Source organism: Ramlibacter pinisoli (assembly GCF_009758015.1).
In the GTDB taxonomy this organism is placed as follows: Bacteria; Pseudomonadota; Gammaproteobacteria; order Burkholderiales; family Burkholderiaceae_C; genus Ramlibacter; species Ramlibacter pinisoli.
The window spans coordinates 2142611-2158881 of the sequence record NZ_WSEL01000003.1 but is presented as its reverse complement, the minus strand read 5'-3'; the positions used below and the strand labels follow the sequence as shown (position 1 = coordinate 2158881).

The window sequence follows — 16271 nt, the reverse complement described above, 5'->3', positions numbered from 1 at the left end:
CTTGACCTGCCGACCATGACATCGCTCCCCGAACTGCGCCTGTTGCGCATCACCGCATCCCTGCTGCTGGCGATCTTCGTCACCGCGCCGCGCGCCCAGCCTGCGCCATCCCCCGGCGCCGTCCCCCAGAACAGCATGGCCCAGCGCATGCAGGCCTGCGTCGTCTGCCATGGCCGGGAAGGACGCGCCACCAACCAGGGCTACTTTCCACGCATCGCCGGCAAGCCGGCCGGCTATCTCTATAGCCAGCTGAAGAACTTCCAGGCCGGCCGCCGCAAGTACGCGGCGATGAACCACCTGGTGGAGCACATGTCCGACGACTACCTGCGCGGCATCGCCGACTACTTCGCCGGGCTGGACCTGCCCTATCCGCCTGCCCAGCCGACCACGCTCGCGCCTGCGGAGCAACGCGCCGCCGAGGCCTTGGTCTGGCGGGGCTCGCCCGAGCGCGGCATTCCCGCGTGCGTGGCCTGCCACGGGCAGCAGTTGGCGGGGATGTTGCCCGCCACGCCGGGTCTGCTGACACTGCCGGCTGACTACCTGAGTGCACAGATGGGCGCGTGGAGGACCGGTCAGCGCAAGGCAAGAGCCCCGGACTGCATGGCGCAGGTGGCGAACAAGCTGTCCCCGGACGAACTGTCCGTGATGGCCAAGTGGCTCTCCAGCCAGACCTTATCGCCTGGCACCAAGCCGGCGCCAGCGTCGAATGAAGCCCTCCCGATCCGCTGCGGGAGCCTGGAGCCATGAACGCGCACCGATCCGTGTTTCGCAGCCGCTGGCTCCCGTGGCTCGCCGGGTTCGTCCTCCTCCTCGCCCTGCTAGCGTCCGTGGTCGCCTGGTTGAACCTGCGTGGCGAGGAACCACTCGACGAGACGCGCTCGCCGAAGGCCGCCGATGCGACGGTGGTCGCGCGGGGCGCGTACCTGGCGCGCGCAGGCAACTGCATGGGCTGCCATGGCGTGGCGGGCCGGCCCGAGTACGCCGGCGGCCGCGGCATCGAAACCCCGTTCGGCACCGTCTACGCGCCGAACATCACGCCCGACGCCAGGACCGGGATCGGCACCTGGTCGGCGGCTGAATTCTGGCGGGCACTGCACTACGGCCGTTCGAAGGACGGTCGCCTGCTGTACCCCGCATTCCCCTATCCGAGCTATACCCGCATCACGCGCGAGGATGCCGATGCCCTGTACGCGTACCTGCGCACCGTCCCGCCGGTCGAGCAGGCGAACCGCAGGCACGAGCTCCCGTTTCCGTACAACTCGCAGCTCTCCCTGGCCGTCTGGCGCGCGCTGTTCTTCCGCCCGGGCACGCTGCAGCAGCAACCGGACAGGTCCGCCGACTGGAATCGTGGGCGCTATCTGGTGGACGGCCTGGCGCACTGCGCCGCCTGCCACTCGAGCCGCAATTTCCTGGGAGGAACCAGCCTCAACGCCGAATTCGCCGGCGGCCTGATGCCGGACCAGGCCTGGTACGCACCGGCCCTCGCCGACCCGAAGGAAGCGGGTGTCCAGCAGTGGACGAGGCAGGACATCGTCAGCCTGCTCAAGGACGGCGTCAATGCCCACGCCGGGGTGTCTGGGCCCATGGCCGAAGTCGTCTTCAGCAGCACGCAATACCTGGACACCGGCGACCTGAACGCGATGGCGGACTACCTGGCGGGTCTGGCCGTCCGGAAGACCAACCGGAAGCGGGCGCTCGGCCGCGCGTCACCGGATGCCATGGCTCGCGGCGGCAGGTTGTACGAGCAGCACTGCGCGGAATGCCACGGCGACAAAGGACAGGGCACGCCCTCGATCTATCCCGCCCTGGCGGGCAACCGGACAGTGCTGCTGGACTCGCCGAACAACCTCGTGCAGATCGTACGCTGGGGTGGCTTTCTCCCCAGTACCGCCGGCAATCCTCGACCTTTCGGGATGCCGCCATTCGGCCAGGTGCTGAGCGGCGACGACATCGCCGCCGTGACCACCCACGTGCGCCAATCCTGGGGCAACTCCGCTTCCGCCGTGTCCACCTTCGACGTTCACCGCGTCCGATGACCCGGCCGGCACCACCTGCAAGGGAAGTTCAAGTGAGCATGTTCCGACAGATCAAGATGGTTGCCTGGAGCTTCTTCGGCATAGCACCCAGCGAGGCGCGAGGTGAAACCCCGCCCAAAGCCAGCCCGCTAGTGCTCCTGCTTGTCGCCTTCGCGCTGGTACTTCTGTTCCTCGGCACCCTCGCGTTCATCGCCCACTCGGTGGTTGCCGCTGAACCATCCGAGGCTGACGCCGAAAATTCACCATTCCGCGTGGACCCCGCGGTCGCCAAGGTCAAGGTTCAGAGGCAATCATGAACAAGCGAGCGACCAATCCAATACTGACAGCCCTTGGGCGCCGGAACCTCCTGGGCATCGGCATCGCACCCAGCCAGGGAGGACAAGGTGGAGATTGGCGGGAATTATTCGATTGCATGCCGAGACCGCACGGACTTCGCTGGCGGTTGCACGCATCCTTGCGGTCCAGCGCCACTTCGCTGAAGTCCTGCTTGCGAGCGAGAACATCGGTGTCGCGGAGTACAGATTGGGCGACATTCTCGACGGCACCATCTCTGGCGCATGCACCGCGACTTGGTCGGCTCAGGCGCTCCTTCCATTGCGTGCTGCAGCCTCCCCCGCTGCGCTGCGCCTTGAAGGCGAACTGCATCCAGTGCCGAACGTCGGCGAGACCTGGTATTTGGTGACTGCCTTGCTGCAGACCACACCGCACCATGCGCCCCATCTGGCCCTGCTCAGCAGCGAGCAAGATGGCTTGACGCGTGAGCCCGTCACTCGCGGCGCGGTAGACGGGGACGATACCGCCATGATTTCCGTCAAGAAGGTGTTCTTCCGTCCGGAAGAGATACTGCAGGAGAACTCCACCGAGATCCACGAGCATCTCGCCCGCTTCGCAACCTTCCTGAAATGCGCAATCCAGGCCGGTGAGGTCCGGCGGACCGTAGAGCACATGTCTGGAGACACAGGTGCCGATGCGCGCGCAACCCTCGCACGGACCGTGAACCAGGTGATGCGACCGGCGAAGCACGCGCGCTGGCTTCCGGAAATGCATGAACTTCATGCGGCGTCGCGGAGTTTGTGCCTGATTCAAAGGACTGTGGTCGACTAACCCTGCCGCCACTCGGCAAGCAGGGCGCCCTTGCCGGCTGCCAATCACATGAATGCAGGTCCGGAATCGGCAGTGCACCTCGGGCTCGTGGCTCGTTCAGTTTCGGCGCAGCCGAATCGAGTCGACGGAACATCCGACGCGACAAGCAACCGACTGCCCGCACAAACTCCTCACATGGACAACTTGCTATTGGTCGGCGTCGCAGCCACCTTTTTTGCCGCCGGTGCCACGAAGGGAATCGCGGGAATGGGCCTTCCCACTGTCTCGATGGGCTTGCTGGGGCTGTTCATGCCGCCTGCAAGCGCCGCTGCGTTGCTGGTCCTGCCGTCCTTGCTGACGAATGTGCTGCAATGCCTGGGGAGGCATTTCCGCGGCATCGCGGCAATCCTCTGGCCGATGTGGTTGGGAATCTTCGCCGGCGTCCTCCTGACACCACTGCCGTCGCTGGCCAGCGGAGCCGCGACCGTTCGCGTGGGCCTGGGCGTGGTGCTCGTCGCATACGCGGCATACGGTCTCCTGCGTCCCTCCATGACGCTGCAGCTGGAGCGCCGCACGCTTCTCCTCGCCGCCCTCGTCGTGGGCTATGCAACCGGTGCGATGACGGCCGCTACTGGAGTCTTCATCGCGCCGATGGTCATGTTCCTTCAGATGCTGGCGCTCGAAAAAGAGAGGATGGTGCAGGCGATGGGCCTCTCGTTCACGGTGGGCACTGTCGCTCTCGGCGTTTCCCTGGGCTGGGGCACGTCGTGGCACGCACTTTTCAGCCAAGAGGGTGCACTGGCACTCGCATGCGCCTTCGCCGGCATGGGCTTGGGGGTGAGGATGCGCGAACGAATTTCCGCTTCGACGTTTCGCACGACGCTCTTCGTCGTATTCGGAGTGCTAGGGGTGGCTCTCATTGCGAAGGAGTTGCTGTGACGCAGATCCACTTCGCAATCCATCGACTCTGCGTTTGCGCCGCAGAACCCGCTGATACAGGGCGCGAGTCGTGATGCACACCTCTCGCCATCGGCCCCCGTTCGTCAGCGTCCGCCAAGCCCGTCTTGATTGTTCGTGCCAGTCGGGTCTGTTGGTACGCCGCCGGCCAAGACGCCGTGCCTTGATGCGGGCAGGCGGCATGGGCAGCGTGTAGCCCCGCTAAGCTGTGGGGCCATGACCAGGTGGATTGCATGCGTTACGACCTCACCGACCTGCAGCTCTTCGTCAATGTGATCGATGCCGGGACCATCAGCGGCGGGGCCAAGGCGACCTTCCTCACGCCTGCCTCCGCCAGCGAGCGCATCAAGGGAATGGAGGACGCGCTGGGTGGGCGGTTGATGGTGCGGGGAAAGAAGGGGGTCTCCCTGACCGACGCCGGCACAGCCGTCCTTCGTCACGCCCGTGCCATCCTGCAGCAGATGCAGCAGATGCAGGGAGAGCTCCAGGACCTGGGGGGAGGGGCGAAGGCCCGTGTGCGTTTACTTTGCAACACCTCCGCAGTGAGCGAGCACCTTCCGCGCCTGGTCGCCAACTTCCTCAGGAGTCATCGAGCCATCTCCATCGACCTGGAGGAGGGCACCAGCCAGCAAATCGCTGATGCGATTCGGGACGAGGTTTGTGATCTTGGCGTTCTCTCGGACGCCGCCGATACAGCCGGCCTGGAATGCCACCAGTTCCGCCCCGATCCGCTGGTGCTCGTCTTGCCCGACGGCCACGATCTGGCGGGACGCCGAGCCATCTCACTGGCCGAGCTGCCGGATTCCGAGTTCGTGGGCCTCGCGGACGACATTGCGTTGCAGCAGCTGATCACGCGTCAGATGAAAAGGTCCGGCAGGCGAGTCATCTATCGGGTGAGAGTGCGCAGCTTGGAGAACGTCTGCGCCGTGGTGGGCCAGGGGATCGGGGTTGGCATCGTCCCCGCGGCGGTTGCCCAGCGCGAGCGTCGCAGTGCGGGCATTCGCTGTGTCCGGCTGCTGGATTCCTGGACGCAGCGATCACTCCTGGTGTGCATGCGCAAGAGGGAGGAACTGCCTGCACACGCCGAGAAGCTGCTGGCCTACTTGCTGCGCCAGAAACAGGGCAAGGAAGAGACTGCCGATGGCAAGTTGCGACCGCGATCGATGACTGCAATGTCGCCGTAGCTTGCGCCGACATTGTGGGCGCCGTTCCCGCGGCCATCGGCCTTGGCGTCGGACGCCAGGCAAGTGCGACCCACAAGCCGCCCTCGCCGTGCGCCGAGGGCGCCTCACAGCCACGCCAGCTCGTCCTCCGCCAAGCGCGCCCGCTCCGGGTGCCGTTCGCGCAGCCGGGCGAGCTCGGCGCGCTCCTGGAAGTCGTCGTACAGGTCGTCGGCTTCGGGCAGCTCGTCGGCGCACAGGGGGGTGGCGTGGGGGCGGTAGGCACGGGCGGTCATGGGGCGGGTACTCCTTAACAGGTGCGGGTGAGTGCCGCGGGGGCCGCGACGGGTTCAGTGTTTCAACCAAACCCCGCACCCGCCTGTGGACATCGGCTGGTCAGCCGTGGGGCCCTCGGTCGCCCCTGCTCGGTGCGACTGATCGGCAAGGCAGCGACACACGGCGATCCCGACTCACGGCGTCGGCGCGCGGTTCGAGAGCGCCAGCTGCACGCCCTCAAACAGGAAGAGACATCTGTTGCACAGCCTCCCTTGACCGCCTGCGCCCTCCTGAATGAAGCTCAGCCATATGAGAGGGAAGGCGGATTCGAACAAGCGGGACATGCTGCAAAACAGGGCCCTTCTTGCCCTGCGAGATCCCGTCCAAGTGCTGCGCAAGCTCCTGGCGGCGCTGGACAGGCGAAAGCCGCCAGCCAGCCTGCCGCCGGCAGGACGCCGCAGCGGCGAAGGCACGGAAAGCCTGGCTGCGTACCTGGAGGAGGAGCGCAACACGAAGCCCGGGGACCTGCAATAGAAGCGGATTCGAGGCTTAGATTCAGCGCCCAGGCACGTCTGGTCGGGAGGCGCTTTCGCCGCAGCAGGATGGATCATCCTGGTCGGCCTAGCTCGCGCTCTGTCGCCGCGCCTTGACTATTGACGTCGCCGCATCTGCGGTTCAGAGGCCCTCATGCTCCACGCGAGCCGTTCGGTTCGCGACGTACTGTTCCAGCAGCCTGCCCGGATGGACCGCAAGGCCGTAGACGAGCAATGTCGGCACGGCGCCCAGCAAAGCGAGTCCGTCAGTCACCAACAGGTGGTGCAGCGCAGCGGGCGGAAGGCCGGAAGAGTGTCAATCCCAGTTTCCCCCGTCTCGCAATCGCACGAGCCGCTCGACGGCGATCACGCGCATCTTGATGGCCGCGTCCAACAATTGGTCGCTGGGCCCGATTGTGTTGCCGCCCATCGTGCCGAGAAGCGAGCGCTGGATCTTCTCCTCGGCGTTTCGCGCAGCCCTATCCGCGCTCAACCAATCCTCGATCAGCTTGCCCATCCTGGCGCACACAATGATTTCCTTCATCCATCCGGGCGTCGCTGGCCTCGCGCGATCGAGGCCATCGACTATCGACACTGGAAGAGGTGCCCGTAGCCCCCGGAGATCTCAACCTGCTCAATCAACGTGTGGCCGGTCTTGCCGGCGAGCGCCTCGAACTCCATCACGCTTCTGGGATCCCTTGTGAGGAACATGACCTTGTCGCCCGGCCGCAAACGGCCCAGGGCGGCATTGGCTCGCAACAGCGTAATGGGCGAGGGCACATCAAGGAGGTCGATCGTGACGGGGCCAGCGTCGCTCGCAGAGGCGTCTTGTCTCGTCGTCGCTTCAGGTTGACCGCCTGTGGTGGCGACGTAGGTGCCTTCATTGGTCCACGGCATGCCAGCGAACTTCCCTGGTCAAGAGGTCCTTCGGGGTACGAGCCGAATTGCTGCCGCCGCCCGAGCAAGACGGCCCAGTCGTGCAGCCGCCTGCTCGTTGTCGCGTCACGAGGTTGAGGCATTCATCAAAAGCCCGGTTCGCAGCGACCCGTGCTTCCAGCAGCTGCTGTCGCAAGGCACTGAAGGCGATCGACGTCGATCCCGCGCTTTCCCGGACCTGCGCAATCATTGACTTTTTCTCGAGTTCCCTGACCACGCGCTCGGCGTCATGCCATCGCTGAAATTGCTTGTCCATCTACCGAGCCAATCCTGGGTGAGCGAAGCCTTTCGTTTCGCGGAGAGGAGATTAGCAATAGGTTGGGCTGTTATTGATCAGTCAAAAGGACTAATGGCATCCCCGTAACTCGTTCGAGGGATACGCCGCGCCGCACAAGAGCGGTGCGCGCGCTCTTCCAACGGTGACAACACTTAGCATCCCGGCATGAGCACCACGGTCCCTGGTCCTGACGGTCTTCCTCGTTGCAGTTGGTGCGCCGGCGCGTCACTCGACTACGTTGCCTATCACGACCACGAGTGGGGCTTCCCCGTGGCGGATGACGCTCGCCTGTTCGAGAAGGTCAGCCTCGAGGGATTTCAGTCGGGATTGAGCTGGCGGACGATCCTCAACAAACGAGAACACTTTCGCGCGGCGTTCAAGAGATTTGAGTTCCGCGAGGTCGCGCGCTTCGACGAAGAGGACGTCGCGCACCTGCTGGCCAATGCAGGCATCGTGCGCCACCGCGGCAAGATCGAAGCCGTGATCAACAACGCACAGCGTGCATGCGAGCTGGTCCAGGAGACGGGCACGCTGGCCGCGTACTTCTGGAGCTTCGAGCCCGCTGCGCATGAACTCGACGCGCATCGCTCCGTCTCGGTCTCGCGGGCTTCCCGTGACTTGTCCAAGGATCTGAAAAGACGGGGCTGGAAATTCGTCGGCCCGACCACCATGCATGCCTTGATCCAGGCGATGGGCCTGGTGAATGACCATGCTGACGGGTGCGTGACCAGAGCGCACGTGGAGGAGGCGCGCAAGAGGTTCAAACGCCCCTAGTTGGACGGACCTCCCCTCGACATGACACCTGCATGTGGCCGAAAGCAGTCACCGTGACCGGATGAGGTCGGAGCATTCAGATCCGCCTCGGCAGAAGAGCGTGGTCGGCCCGAGCTAAATTTCGCTCCCGGACTCAATGCCGGGTCTCGTCGAGTATCCGGAACGGAGGACACCATGGGACTCTTGACCTTCAGCATCAACGTCACCCTGGACGGTTGCGTCGACCACCAGGAAGGAATCGCCGACGACGAGACACACGCCTTCTTCACCCGCCTCATGGACGAGGGCGGGGCGATGCTGTGGGGTCGCGTCACCTACGAGATGATGGAAAGCTACTGGCCGGCGGTCGCCCGCGGCGATACGGAAGCGCCGCCAGCGATGCGCGAGTGGGCGGTCAAGCTGGAGGCCAAGCCGAAGTACGTGGTGTCGTCGACGCGTCAGGATTTCCCGTGGACCAACAGCCACCACATCGCCGGCGACCTGCTCGCAGGCGTGCAGAAGCTGAAGGACGCGACCCCGGACGGCGTGCTCCTCGGTAGCGGCAAGCTCGCGACCGAGCTGGACCGGCTGGATCTGATCGACGAGTACAAGTTGCTCGTCCATCCCAGAATCGCGGGTCACGGCCCGACCCTGTACGAGAGCGGGCTGCCCAGCACGCGACGGCTCGAGTTGGTGGCGGTGAAACCGCTCCGCAGCGGCGCGGTTGCCATGCACTATCGGCGCGCACGCTGACCCGGCGTTGGATCATGTCGCCTGACCACGCGAGGCGCGGCAGCAGCCGCCTCCTGCGTTCAGCCCTTCGACAGGGTCTGGATCAACGCCATGATGTTGCCTTCACTGTCCTTGAACCAGGCTGCCTTGGCACCGCCGGCGGTGATCGCTCCCTGTGCGCTGCGTTCGCCGGGCATGTCGTCATAGTTCTCGAATTGGACGCCGCGCGACTTGAGCATGTGCATCTCCGCGTCGACGTCCTGCACTGACCAGAAGGCCTGGCTGGCCTGCGAAGTGCCGGCGTGCGGCGTCGGGTAGAGAAAGGCGGCAGTGCCGCCGCCGAACTCGTACACGACACCGCCGTTCGTCTCCTCCTTCGGGCGCAGCCCGACCTTGTCTTCATAGAACCGGCGCGCCCGGGCGAGGTCCTTTGCCGGGATGTACGAATACATCGGGGAAGTCTGCAGCATCACTTCTTCTCCAGGATGACCTGGAACCCGCCGAAGATCATGCGCTGGCCGTCGAAGGGCATGTCCTTCATCTCCTTGATCCGCGGGTCGTCCATGAACTTCTTCATGCCGTCGTTGCGCAAGGCCTTGTCCGGCCAACTGATCCAGGAGAACACGACGGTTTCGTCCGCCTTGCGTTGCACGGCCATCGGAAACGACGTGACCTTGCCGTCGGGCACGTCGTCGCCCCAGCACTCCACGATCTCCAGAGCCCCGAACTCCTTGAAGACTTGAGCGGCAACGGTGGCGTGCCGGAGGTACGCCTCCTTCTTGGCAGTGGGCACTGCGATCACGAATCCATCGACATAGTTCATCTGCGTTCTCCTGTTCCGGCGCGCGAATGTCACGCCATCCAGAGTACGACGATCGAGCTGGCGCAATTTCGACACACGTTTGAACGGAGGGCAGCTCTGCGGCTCGGCGACTCACAATCGCAGCCTCGGCAGCAAAGAGCTCAAACGCCTCATCGGGGTTCGCAGTCCGCTGTCGCAGCGGGCGTCGCATGCCGTCTTCGTCAATCGGGGATGCCGGCCGCGCGCGCTGCTGAGATGATGCGCGCCCGCAATTCGACGGCCTCATCGGCAACCGTGTCCGCCAGCGTCGCCGTCGTCGACCGCTGTGGTCGGGCCAGGAGCCGTCCGGCGTCTGCGCGGGCTTCGGCAACGCGTCCCGATTCGGCCAGCGCATACATCCGCGGGATGATGCAGGTCCACAGCGTGGGGAGCTTGACGAGCGCCTCGCTGGCGACCCGAATTGCATCCTCGTGGCGGCGCACCGCCCACAGCGGCCCAGCCCAGTTCGCGAGGGTCCACCCCGAGGGAATCGGGTTCAGCGCGATCGCGCGCTCGGCGCTGCACAAGGCTTCGGCGGCGCGACCGACGCAGTACTGGGCCAGCGCCAGGATGTGCCACGCATTGACGTCGTTCGGACCGGCGCGCACGGCGAGCTCTCCCGCACGCAGGCTCTCTTCGAAGCGTCGTTCGACCCGGCGCACGAAACTGAGCGCAACTTGCGCGATGGCCTCCTCGAAGCCGAGGCTGATGGCACGCTCGGCCTGCGCGGCCGCCTCCCCGATGCGTTGCAGGTCCCATTCGCCGGTCATGGCGAGGGCGATGTCCAGCGCGTTCAAGAATCCGAGGGCGGACCACGCGGGCCCGTAGTCGGGATCGATCGCCAGCGCTTGTTCGAGCAGGCCGCGCGCCTCGCGAAACGACTGTACGGAGGCCTCGCGCCGCAGCGCGATGCTTCGCAAGGTCAGCGTGTAAGCGTCCATCGACCTGGGCGGCCGCGCCAGCGACTGCCGGTCGCGGGTGTGAATCACCCGAGAAAGGACCGTGCCGGCGATGAGCTCGACCATCGAGTCGCGCTGCGCCAGGGCGTCCGCGCTTCCGGCGCTGTAGCGCTGCGACCAGACGATCTCGCCGCTGTGGCTGTCGATCAGCTCCATCGATATCTGCAGCGTGTCGCAGTCCCGCCGCACCGTGCCGTCGACCAGATAGCGGCAGCGCAGCCGCTCGCCGATCTGCGCCAGCGGCGTCGCGCCACCAGCGAACTGGAAGCTGGAGTGGTGGGAGACCACACGCAGTCCGACGTTGCGCGCGAGCGCAGCGATCAGCTCCTGCGCCAGCCCGCGCGCCAACTGCCGGCCGGCCGGCTCGCCGAACGGGTCGTCGAAGGGAAGCACGGCGACCGAGAGCGCGAAAGGGGGATCGTCGCTTCCGGTTGCCGCGGCGGCTGGAGACGCGACCGCAAGCGGGCCGGGCCCCGCGACCAGCAAGTAGCCGCGCCGGGGCACCGTCCTGACCACGCGGTGGTCGGCATCGCCGAGCGCCACGCGGGCCTCGAAGACGGCCTGGGCGACCGAGCTTTCGCTCACCACCATGCCCGGCCATGCGGTGTCGAGCAGGTCCTCCTTGGTGACGAGATGGCCGGCGTTGCGCGCCAGATGCCGCAGCACCGCCCAGACCTGCGGGCGCAGCGCCACGGGCGCGCCGCTTTCGGCGTCGAGCAAGACTTCGGCGCGCAGGTCGAGAACATGGCGGCCAAGCGCGATCCGGCCGTCGCGACTGGCGGCAGCCGGCGCTCGGCTCGCGGGCTCATCCATCGACGCGCTCCCGGGACTGGATGCGGGCCAATTGTGGCACCCGCCTTGTGCCTTGAGCGTTCTGAGCATCCTTGATGATTCCTTGAAGACTTCCGGCGGCCATTTGCCGATGCTTCAATCCATCACCCGGGGAGACTCGATGAACATCGCCGTGACGTCTGCCTCCGCGCACGCCGCGCAGCGCCGCCGTCTCATTACCGCGTTAGCGCTGGCCGTGCTGCATCCGGGCATCGCCGCAGACCAAGGTTTTCCGGCGCGGCCGCTGCGCATCGTCGTGGGCGGAGCAACCGGCACGGTCGATGACGCGCATGCGCGCAAGATCGGCGACCGGCTGGCCGCCTCGCTCGGCCAGCCGGTCATCGTCGAGAACCGCCCTGGCGCGAGCGGGATCCTCGCCGCCGAAGCGGTCGCCAACGCCAAGCCCGACGGGTACACCCTGCTGCTGGCGAACGTTCCGATGCTGTCCATCAACCCGGCCGTCTACCGCAAGCTGCCCTACGACGCGCAGCGCAGCTTCGCGCCGGTCAGCGGCCTGGTGCGCGGCACGCCGCTGCTGCTCGTCAGCCGGGCCCTGCCGGTGCGCACGGTGGCCGAGCTGGTCGCGTTGGCGAGAGCCCGGCCCGGCAAGCTGTCGTACGGGTCGCCCGGCGTAGGCTCGGTGCTGCACCTTGCGATGAAGCAGTTGGAGCAGTTGCACGGGCTGCAACTGCTCCACATCCCATACAGAAGCGGCGCCGACGCGGTGAACGACCTGATTGGCGGGCGTACCGAGGTCCAGGTCAACTGGGCGGCGGTTGCGCAGCCGCACGTGCATGCGGGCCGACTGCGCGCGCTGGCGGTCGTCGGCGGCGTCGCACGCAAGCCCGCTCTGCCCGACGTGCCGACCGCCGCAGAGCTGGGCATGCCAGCGTTCGACGCCACCGCCTGGAGTGGCTTCGTCGCGCCGGCCGGCACACCGCCCGGCGTGGTTGCGCGGCTGAACCGCGAGATCGTCGCCGCGGTGCGGGCGCAGGACTACCTCGATTGGCTCACGCTGCTCGGCGGGGAGCCGATCGCCGGCACGCCGGCCGAGTTCGCGCATCTCATCGAGGCCGAGTTCGAGCGCTGGGGCAAGGTGGTGCAGGCGGCGGGGGTGACGGTCGAGTGAGGACGGACACCTCGAGAGGACCGTCGCATGATCTGAGGCTGCCGCAGCCGCAGCCGCAGCCGCAGCCGCTGCCGCTGCCGCTGCCCGCATGAGTCAGGCCGCCAACGAGTTGAAAAAGCCGGGGATGACCACGGCGGGCGTAGCCGAGTCCGTAGGCTATCAATCCGAGGCGGCATTCCGGCGTGCGTGCGTTTGCCGAATGGATGGGAATGACGCCTGGGCAATGGCGCCGTTCGGCCGGCGACGGTCGGTAGGTGGGAAGTCTCGCGCAGATGGTTGAAGCCGAGTCACGCGGGTCTCTATTGCCTAGCATTCGCGCATCCTGGTCACCAGCGCCTCCAGACGGGACCGCATCTCACCCGCAGCCCGGTGCGCGGACCAGCCGTGACCAGGCAGCACCCATTCGAACCGGTAGCCGGTGAGCTTCGCAAGGGAGGCCGTCAGGGCGCTCCACGAATACCAGCAGGCATCGCGAAACGCGACGAGATCCTGCTGGCGCATGCTCCAGGCGAGCGAATCTCCCGTGAACAAGACGCGATCGTCGAGTAGGTAGACGACGCTGCCGCGGGTGTGACCGGGAACCGGAATGGCGACCAATCCCGGTGCGATCCGGCATTCGGCCTCGCCTTCGATGAGGTCGCTTGCATAGGGCGCAGCATGTCGGTCGTCCTGGTGGATCCAGACACGCGCACCGAAATGCGCTGCGAACTTGCCGGCGTCCGCGACGTCGTCCTGATGGGAAAGGAGGATGCGGGCGATTCCACCCGCGTTCTCGAACCACGTGACGAGTTCGTTCGCGTACCGGGGCGAATCGACCAGCAGGTTCCCGTCCGGGCGGCGGACGAAGTAGGAGTGCGCGCCGAAGGACGAGCGCGCGTTGAACCCGCACCGCCAGACTCCGTCGGTGACCGCTTGCGGGAAAAAGGGTGCTTCCGGACGCTGCTGCTTCGTCTCGCTGCGCACGGACGCGGTCGGACACACGAGCACGGCGCGCCAAGTGGCAAGCCGCTCCTCGGGCGTGCCGGGTTGCCGGGCGAAGACGCTCTTGCCGTTTCTCTCGACGATGAGGCCCGGTGCCACGTGGCACGCGGCACCGCAGTCGATGCACTCAGTGTCGATGTACCAGTCGCCGGGGGCCGAATCGGGATTCCGGACGCGTGTCGCTCCCATGCGATTCCTTCCCGCGCGTTGAAGCGCGCACCATGGAGGCTACAACGCATCGATCAACCAGCCCGCCATCGGGGCGAGGGCAACTACCGGGCGGCGAGCCTGCGTGATTTCGCAATCGTAGAGTTCCTTCGCCGACTCAGCTGCGCAGCACGGGCCCTTTCGCCGGCCCGAGTTCGTCGAAATTCGCTCTCTCAACGCCTCACCAAGCGGAGAAACGGGGCAGCCAGGCGACTTGCCGCAGCACAACAATGCAGCAGCCGCTTGAAACGGCACCGAATCAAGCTGAAGATGCCCGGAGATCGGAGCGTGTATGCAAGGCATCTTGAGATTACTGGCGGCGAAGGCCGGCACTGTCTGCGTGCTAATGGTGGCTGGCTGTGCAACCGGGTACAACCTGCAGCCCGGCATGAATCGCGACCAGGTCATCGCCAGCATGGGGCGCCCGACCGCGGTGGTTCCGCTGCCCAATGGCGGTGAGCGCCTGCAGTACTCGCAGCAGCCGGCCGGCCAGTACGCCTACATGGTCGACATGGATTCCAGCGGCCGCATGGTGTCGTTCCGACAAGTCCTGAACCAGAACGAGTTCTCCCGCCTCAACGCCAACATCGGCCAGTGGACGCGGGCCGATGTCGAGCGCGAATTCGGCCGCCCGGCCCGCATCGAACGCCTTGCCAACTGGAACGGCGACATCATGACCTACCGCTGGAACGAAGGCCCGAAGATGGACCGGTTCTACTGGGTCTACCTCGACTCCCAGAACATAGTGCGGCGGGCTCACCCCGGCATAGAAACGTTGCGCGGCGGCGCGATGCGGGATTGAAGCAGGGGCGGGAGGGTTTGGTCGTCAGTGCACCGACGGGCCGCCGTTGTGGAGAGACTCGAACGGCCGCTCCTCATCGCCGGTCGTCCAGCAGAACTTCACGACCAGGCTCGCCGGGAGATCAACACAAAAATGGAGGTCCGCTCCTGGCCGGGAGCAGACATGCGCATCCGGCCTCACGCGATGGCCATGTTTCGGCCGCGGATACAGAAACGCAACGGGCCGTGCGGCGCCTGCTGCCTCGTGGTTACCGATGCATTCCATCCTTGCCGCACGGCCCTTCCGGCCGACTGCAAGGAGTGCGTCATGACGAGTCTTCTCTTGCTGGCCTATCCGTGCCAGCTTCTGGACTGGTCGGGTGCGTGGTGGGAGGACACACGGGGCCGGGCCGCTGCACGCCGCGAGTTCCGGGCGCTCGACAGCGCGACACTGCGCGACCGGGGCCTGCGGCCGTCCGAGTTCGAGTCGCTGTGGGCGGAAGCCAATGGCTCAGCCGAGCGCACACGGCGCCGCGTGGCGATCCTCCGTCCCCGGGCACGCCGGTGACCTGGATCGGCGACGAGTGGTGCACACCCTTTCCGCTCCGGGCACAACGCGCGCGCCGGCTACCGCCCCTCTGCGCCTTCCAGCGGGAACCCAGCCTCCCGCCAAGCCTTCATCCCGCCGTCCAGCGCCACTGCCCGCTGGAAGCCCATTTCGCGCAGCGTGGCCGCGGCCAGCGTCGAGATGCGGCCGAACTCGCAACAGGCCACGATGTGACGTGTCGGATCGGGTAGCTCCTCGTTCACGCGCAGTTCCAGCTGCCCGCGCGGCAATAGCTTCGCGCCCGGGATGTGGCCCGCCATCCCCGCCTCGCGCTCGCGCACGTCCAGCACCACCAGCATCGGGTCTTTCGCCTCGACGCGGGTGCGCAGCTGCGCCATCGACATGAAGGGCACTGCCGCCGCCGCCTCGGCCAGCATCTGCGCCACCGTCTTGCCGCCACTGAGGTTGGTGCGCAAGGCCTCGGTGATGTGCGTGGGCATGGCGAGGTTGAGGTTGGCCATCAGCGCGACGAAGGCCTCGCGGCCTGGTGCCTGCAGGCGGGGGTTGCTGGCCAGTTCGTCGCCGATCGTCGAATGGTCGCGGCCCTTGTACTCGTGCGCCGGAAAGACCAGCGTGGCCGCATCCAGGCGCAGGAGCTTGTTGAACAGGCTGTCGTACAGCGCATCCGAATCGCCGGTCGGCAAATCGGTACGGCCGGTGCCGCCGATCAGCAGCGTGTCGCCGGTGAACACGCGGTCTTCCACCTGCAGGCACATCGAATCGCGTGTGTGCCCCGGCGTGTGCATCACCTGCAAGCGCAGCTTGCCCACGATCACCATCTCGCCGTCGTCCACGCGCATGTCCACCATGGGCGCGGTGGTCTCGCGGTGCATGACCACCGGCGCATTCACCTTGCGCGCGAGCTGCTTGCTGCCCGAGAAGTGGTCAGCGTGGGTGTGCGTGTCGATGATGTAGCGGATGCGCAGACCGTCGCGCGCCGCAAGGGCGAGGTAGCGGTCAAGCTGGCTGGCCTCGGGATCGATCACGGCTGCGGCGCAGGTCTCGGCGCAACCGATCAGGTAGGAGCGGCAGCCGCCCGTGGCGATCTGTTCGAAGAGCATGGTGGACCTCCCTCTGAAGGCAATGGCGTGGCACGGCATGATGCGGCGCGCCGTCGAGGGGCGTCAAGGCGCCGCGGGAACGCTGCGCGGCCGTGGCCAACAACAGCGCCCATGCGCGCGAACGTTGCTCGA

General features: G+C 66.4%; 21 protein-coding genes and 1 pseudogene. 13 read left to right on the top strand and 9 right to left on the bottom strand.

From position 1 onward, the window contains the following. The first annotated feature begins 15 nt into the window (after window positions 1–15). From GON04_RS11725 to GON04_RS11700, 6 genes are all read left to right on the top strand, one after another. Window positions 16–747: a c-type cytochrome gene (locus tag GON04_RS11725; protein ID WP_157398039.1), complete on the top strand. Its 732-nt coding sequence runs from the start codon at window positions 16–18 to the stop codon at window positions 745–747. Continuing rightward, window positions 744–2036 carry a cytochrome c gene (locus GON04_RS11720; protein WP_157398038.1) on the top strand — a complete coding sequence of 431 codons (1293 nt, stop codon included), beginning with the start codon at window positions 744–746 and terminating at the stop codon, window positions 2034–2036. Before GON04_RS11725 ends, GON04_RS11720 begins: the two co-directional genes overlap by 4 nt. Before the next feature lie 38 nt (window positions 2037–2074). Continuing rightward, window positions 2075–2332 carry a DUF2970 domain-containing protein gene (locus GON04_RS11715; RefSeq protein WP_157398037.1) on the top strand — a complete coding sequence of 86 codons (258 nt, stop codon included), beginning with the start codon at window positions 2075–2077 and terminating at the stop codon, window positions 2330–2332. A 112-nt stretch (window positions 2333–2444) separates the two neighbouring features. Beyond that, window positions 2445–3140 carry a hypothetical protein gene (locus tag GON04_RS11710; RefSeq protein WP_157398036.1) on the top strand — a complete coding sequence of 232 codons (696 nt, stop codon included), beginning with the start codon at window positions 2445–2447 and terminating at the stop codon, window positions 3138–3140. 174 nt (window positions 3141–3314) lie between these two features. Continuing rightward, the gene (locus GON04_RS11705) at window positions 3315–4058 is read left to right on the top strand and encodes a sulfite exporter TauE/SafE family protein (RefSeq protein ID WP_157398035.1); all 744 of its coding nucleotides are present in this window, start codon (window positions 3315–3317) and stop codon (window positions 4056–4058) included. A 251-nt stretch (window positions 4059–4309) separates the two neighbouring features. Beyond that, window positions 4310–5260 carry a LysR substrate-binding domain-containing protein gene (locus tag GON04_RS11700; RefSeq protein ID WP_157398034.1) on the top strand — a complete coding sequence of 317 codons (951 nt, stop codon included), beginning with the start codon at window positions 4310–4312 and terminating at the stop codon, window positions 5258–5260. Between the two features lie 104 nt (window positions 5261–5364). On the opposite strand, the gene GON04_RS11695 is transcribed toward GON04_RS11700, so the two are convergent. Beyond that, window positions 5365–5532 (bottom strand): hypothetical protein, encoded by a 168-nt coding sequence (locus tag GON04_RS11695; RefSeq protein WP_157398033.1) that lies wholly within the window; start codon window positions 5530–5532, stop codon window positions 5365–5367. Between the two features lie 274 nt (window positions 5533–5806). Between GON04_RS11695 and GON04_RS11690 the strand changes: the two genes are divergently transcribed. Continuing rightward, window positions 5807–6046, top strand: a complete 240-nt coding sequence (locus tag GON04_RS11690) for a hypothetical protein (RefSeq protein ID WP_157398032.1) — start codon at window positions 5807–5809, stop codon at window positions 6044–6046. A gap of 315 nt (window positions 6047–6361) precedes the next feature. On the opposite strand, the gene GON04_RS11685 is transcribed toward GON04_RS11690, so the two are convergent. The 3 genes from GON04_RS11685 to GON04_RS11675 form a co-directional block, all read right to left on the bottom strand. Further along, window positions 6362–6562 (bottom strand): hypothetical protein, encoded by a 201-nt coding sequence (locus tag GON04_RS11685; protein WP_157398031.1) that lies wholly within the window; start codon window positions 6560–6562, stop codon window positions 6362–6364. A 68-nt stretch (window positions 6563–6630) separates the two neighbouring features. After that, window positions 6631–6942, bottom strand: a complete 312-nt coding sequence (locus tag GON04_RS11680) for a sulfurtransferase TusA family protein (protein WP_157398030.1) — start codon at window positions 6940–6942, stop codon at window positions 6631–6633. Then, window positions 6926–7237, bottom strand: a complete 312-nt coding sequence (locus GON04_RS11675; RefSeq protein WP_157398029.1) for a hypothetical protein — start codon at window positions 7235–7237, stop codon at window positions 6926–6928. Before GON04_RS11675 ends, GON04_RS11680 begins: the two co-directional genes overlap by 17 nt. 186 nt (window positions 7238–7423) lie before the next feature. On the opposite strand from GON04_RS11675, the gene GON04_RS11670 reads away from it, so the two are divergent. Next, entirely contained in the window at window positions 7424–8032 is a 609-nt protein-coding gene (locus tag GON04_RS11670) for a DNA-3-methyladenine glycosylase I (protein ID WP_157398028.1), read from the top strand. Window positions 8033–8206: 174 nt separating this feature from the next. Continuing rightward, on the top strand, window positions 8207–8764 hold the full coding sequence (locus GON04_RS11665) for a dihydrofolate reductase family protein (protein ID WP_157398027.1): 558 nt from the start codon (window positions 8207–8209) through the stop codon (window positions 8762–8764). Between the two features lie 59 nt (window positions 8765–8823). On the opposite strand, the gene GON04_RS11660 is transcribed toward GON04_RS11665, so the two are convergent. From GON04_RS11660 to GON04_RS11650, 3 genes are all read right to left on the bottom strand, one after another. Beyond that, a complete protein-coding gene (locus tag GON04_RS11660) occupies window positions 8824–9213 on the bottom strand; it encodes a VOC family protein (RefSeq protein WP_157398026.1) in 390 nt (129 codons plus the stop codon). Then, window positions 9213–9566: a DUF1428 domain-containing protein gene (locus GON04_RS11655; protein ID WP_157398025.1), complete on the bottom strand. Its 354-nt coding sequence runs from the start codon at window positions 9564–9566 to the stop codon at window positions 9213–9215. The genes GON04_RS11660 and GON04_RS11655 overlap by 1 nt, the downstream gene beginning before the upstream one ends. A 200-nt stretch (window positions 9567–9766) precedes the next feature. Further along, window positions 9767–11356, bottom strand: coding sequence for a winged helix-turn-helix domain-containing tetratricopeptide repeat protein (locus tag GON04_RS11650; protein WP_181654005.1), 1590 nt, complete (start codon window positions 11354–11356; stop codon window positions 9767–9769). A 139-nt stretch (window positions 11357–11495) separates the two neighbouring features. Between GON04_RS11650 and GON04_RS11645 the strand changes: the two genes are divergently transcribed. Both GON04_RS11645 and GON04_RS26770 read left to right on the top strand, forming a co-directional pair. After that, window positions 11496–12503, top strand: a complete 1008-nt coding sequence (locus tag GON04_RS11645) for a Bug family tripartite tricarboxylate transporter substrate binding protein (protein ID WP_157398023.1) — start codon at window positions 11496–11498, stop codon at window positions 12501–12503. Window positions 12504–12588: 85 nt separating this feature from the next. Next, window positions 12589–12757 (top strand): annotated as a pseudogene (locus tag GON04_RS26770) (helix-turn-helix domain-containing protein); the annotation flags it as partial. A gap of 52 nt (window positions 12758–12809) precedes the next feature. Here GON04_RS26770 and GON04_RS11640 read toward each other — a convergent pair. After that, window positions 12810–13673 carry an MBL fold metallo-hydrolase gene (locus GON04_RS11640; RefSeq protein WP_157398022.1) on the bottom strand — a complete coding sequence of 288 codons (864 nt, stop codon included), beginning with the start codon at window positions 13671–13673 and terminating at the stop codon, window positions 12810–12812. Window positions 13674–13983: 310 nt separating this feature from the next. Here GON04_RS11640 and GON04_RS11635 point away from each other — a divergent pair, with 310 nt between their 5' ends. Then, complete coding sequence (locus tag GON04_RS11635; RefSeq protein ID WP_232532979.1) at window positions 13984–14493, top strand: outer membrane protein assembly factor BamE; 510 nt, start codon at window positions 13984–13986, stop codon at window positions 14491–14493. A gap of 306 nt (window positions 14494–14799) precedes the next feature. Continuing rightward, window positions 14800–15039, top strand: coding sequence for a hypothetical protein (locus GON04_RS11630; protein ID WP_157398021.1), 240 nt, complete (start codon window positions 14800–14802; stop codon window positions 15037–15039). A 59-nt stretch (window positions 15040–15098) separates the two neighbouring features. On the opposite strand, the gene GON04_RS11625 is transcribed toward GON04_RS11630, so the two are convergent. Then, window positions 15099–16139 (bottom strand): MBL fold metallo-hydrolase, encoded by a 1041-nt coding sequence (locus GON04_RS11625; RefSeq protein ID WP_157398020.1) that lies wholly within the window; start codon window positions 16137–16139, stop codon window positions 15099–15101. Window positions 16140–16271: the final 132 nt, after the last annotated feature.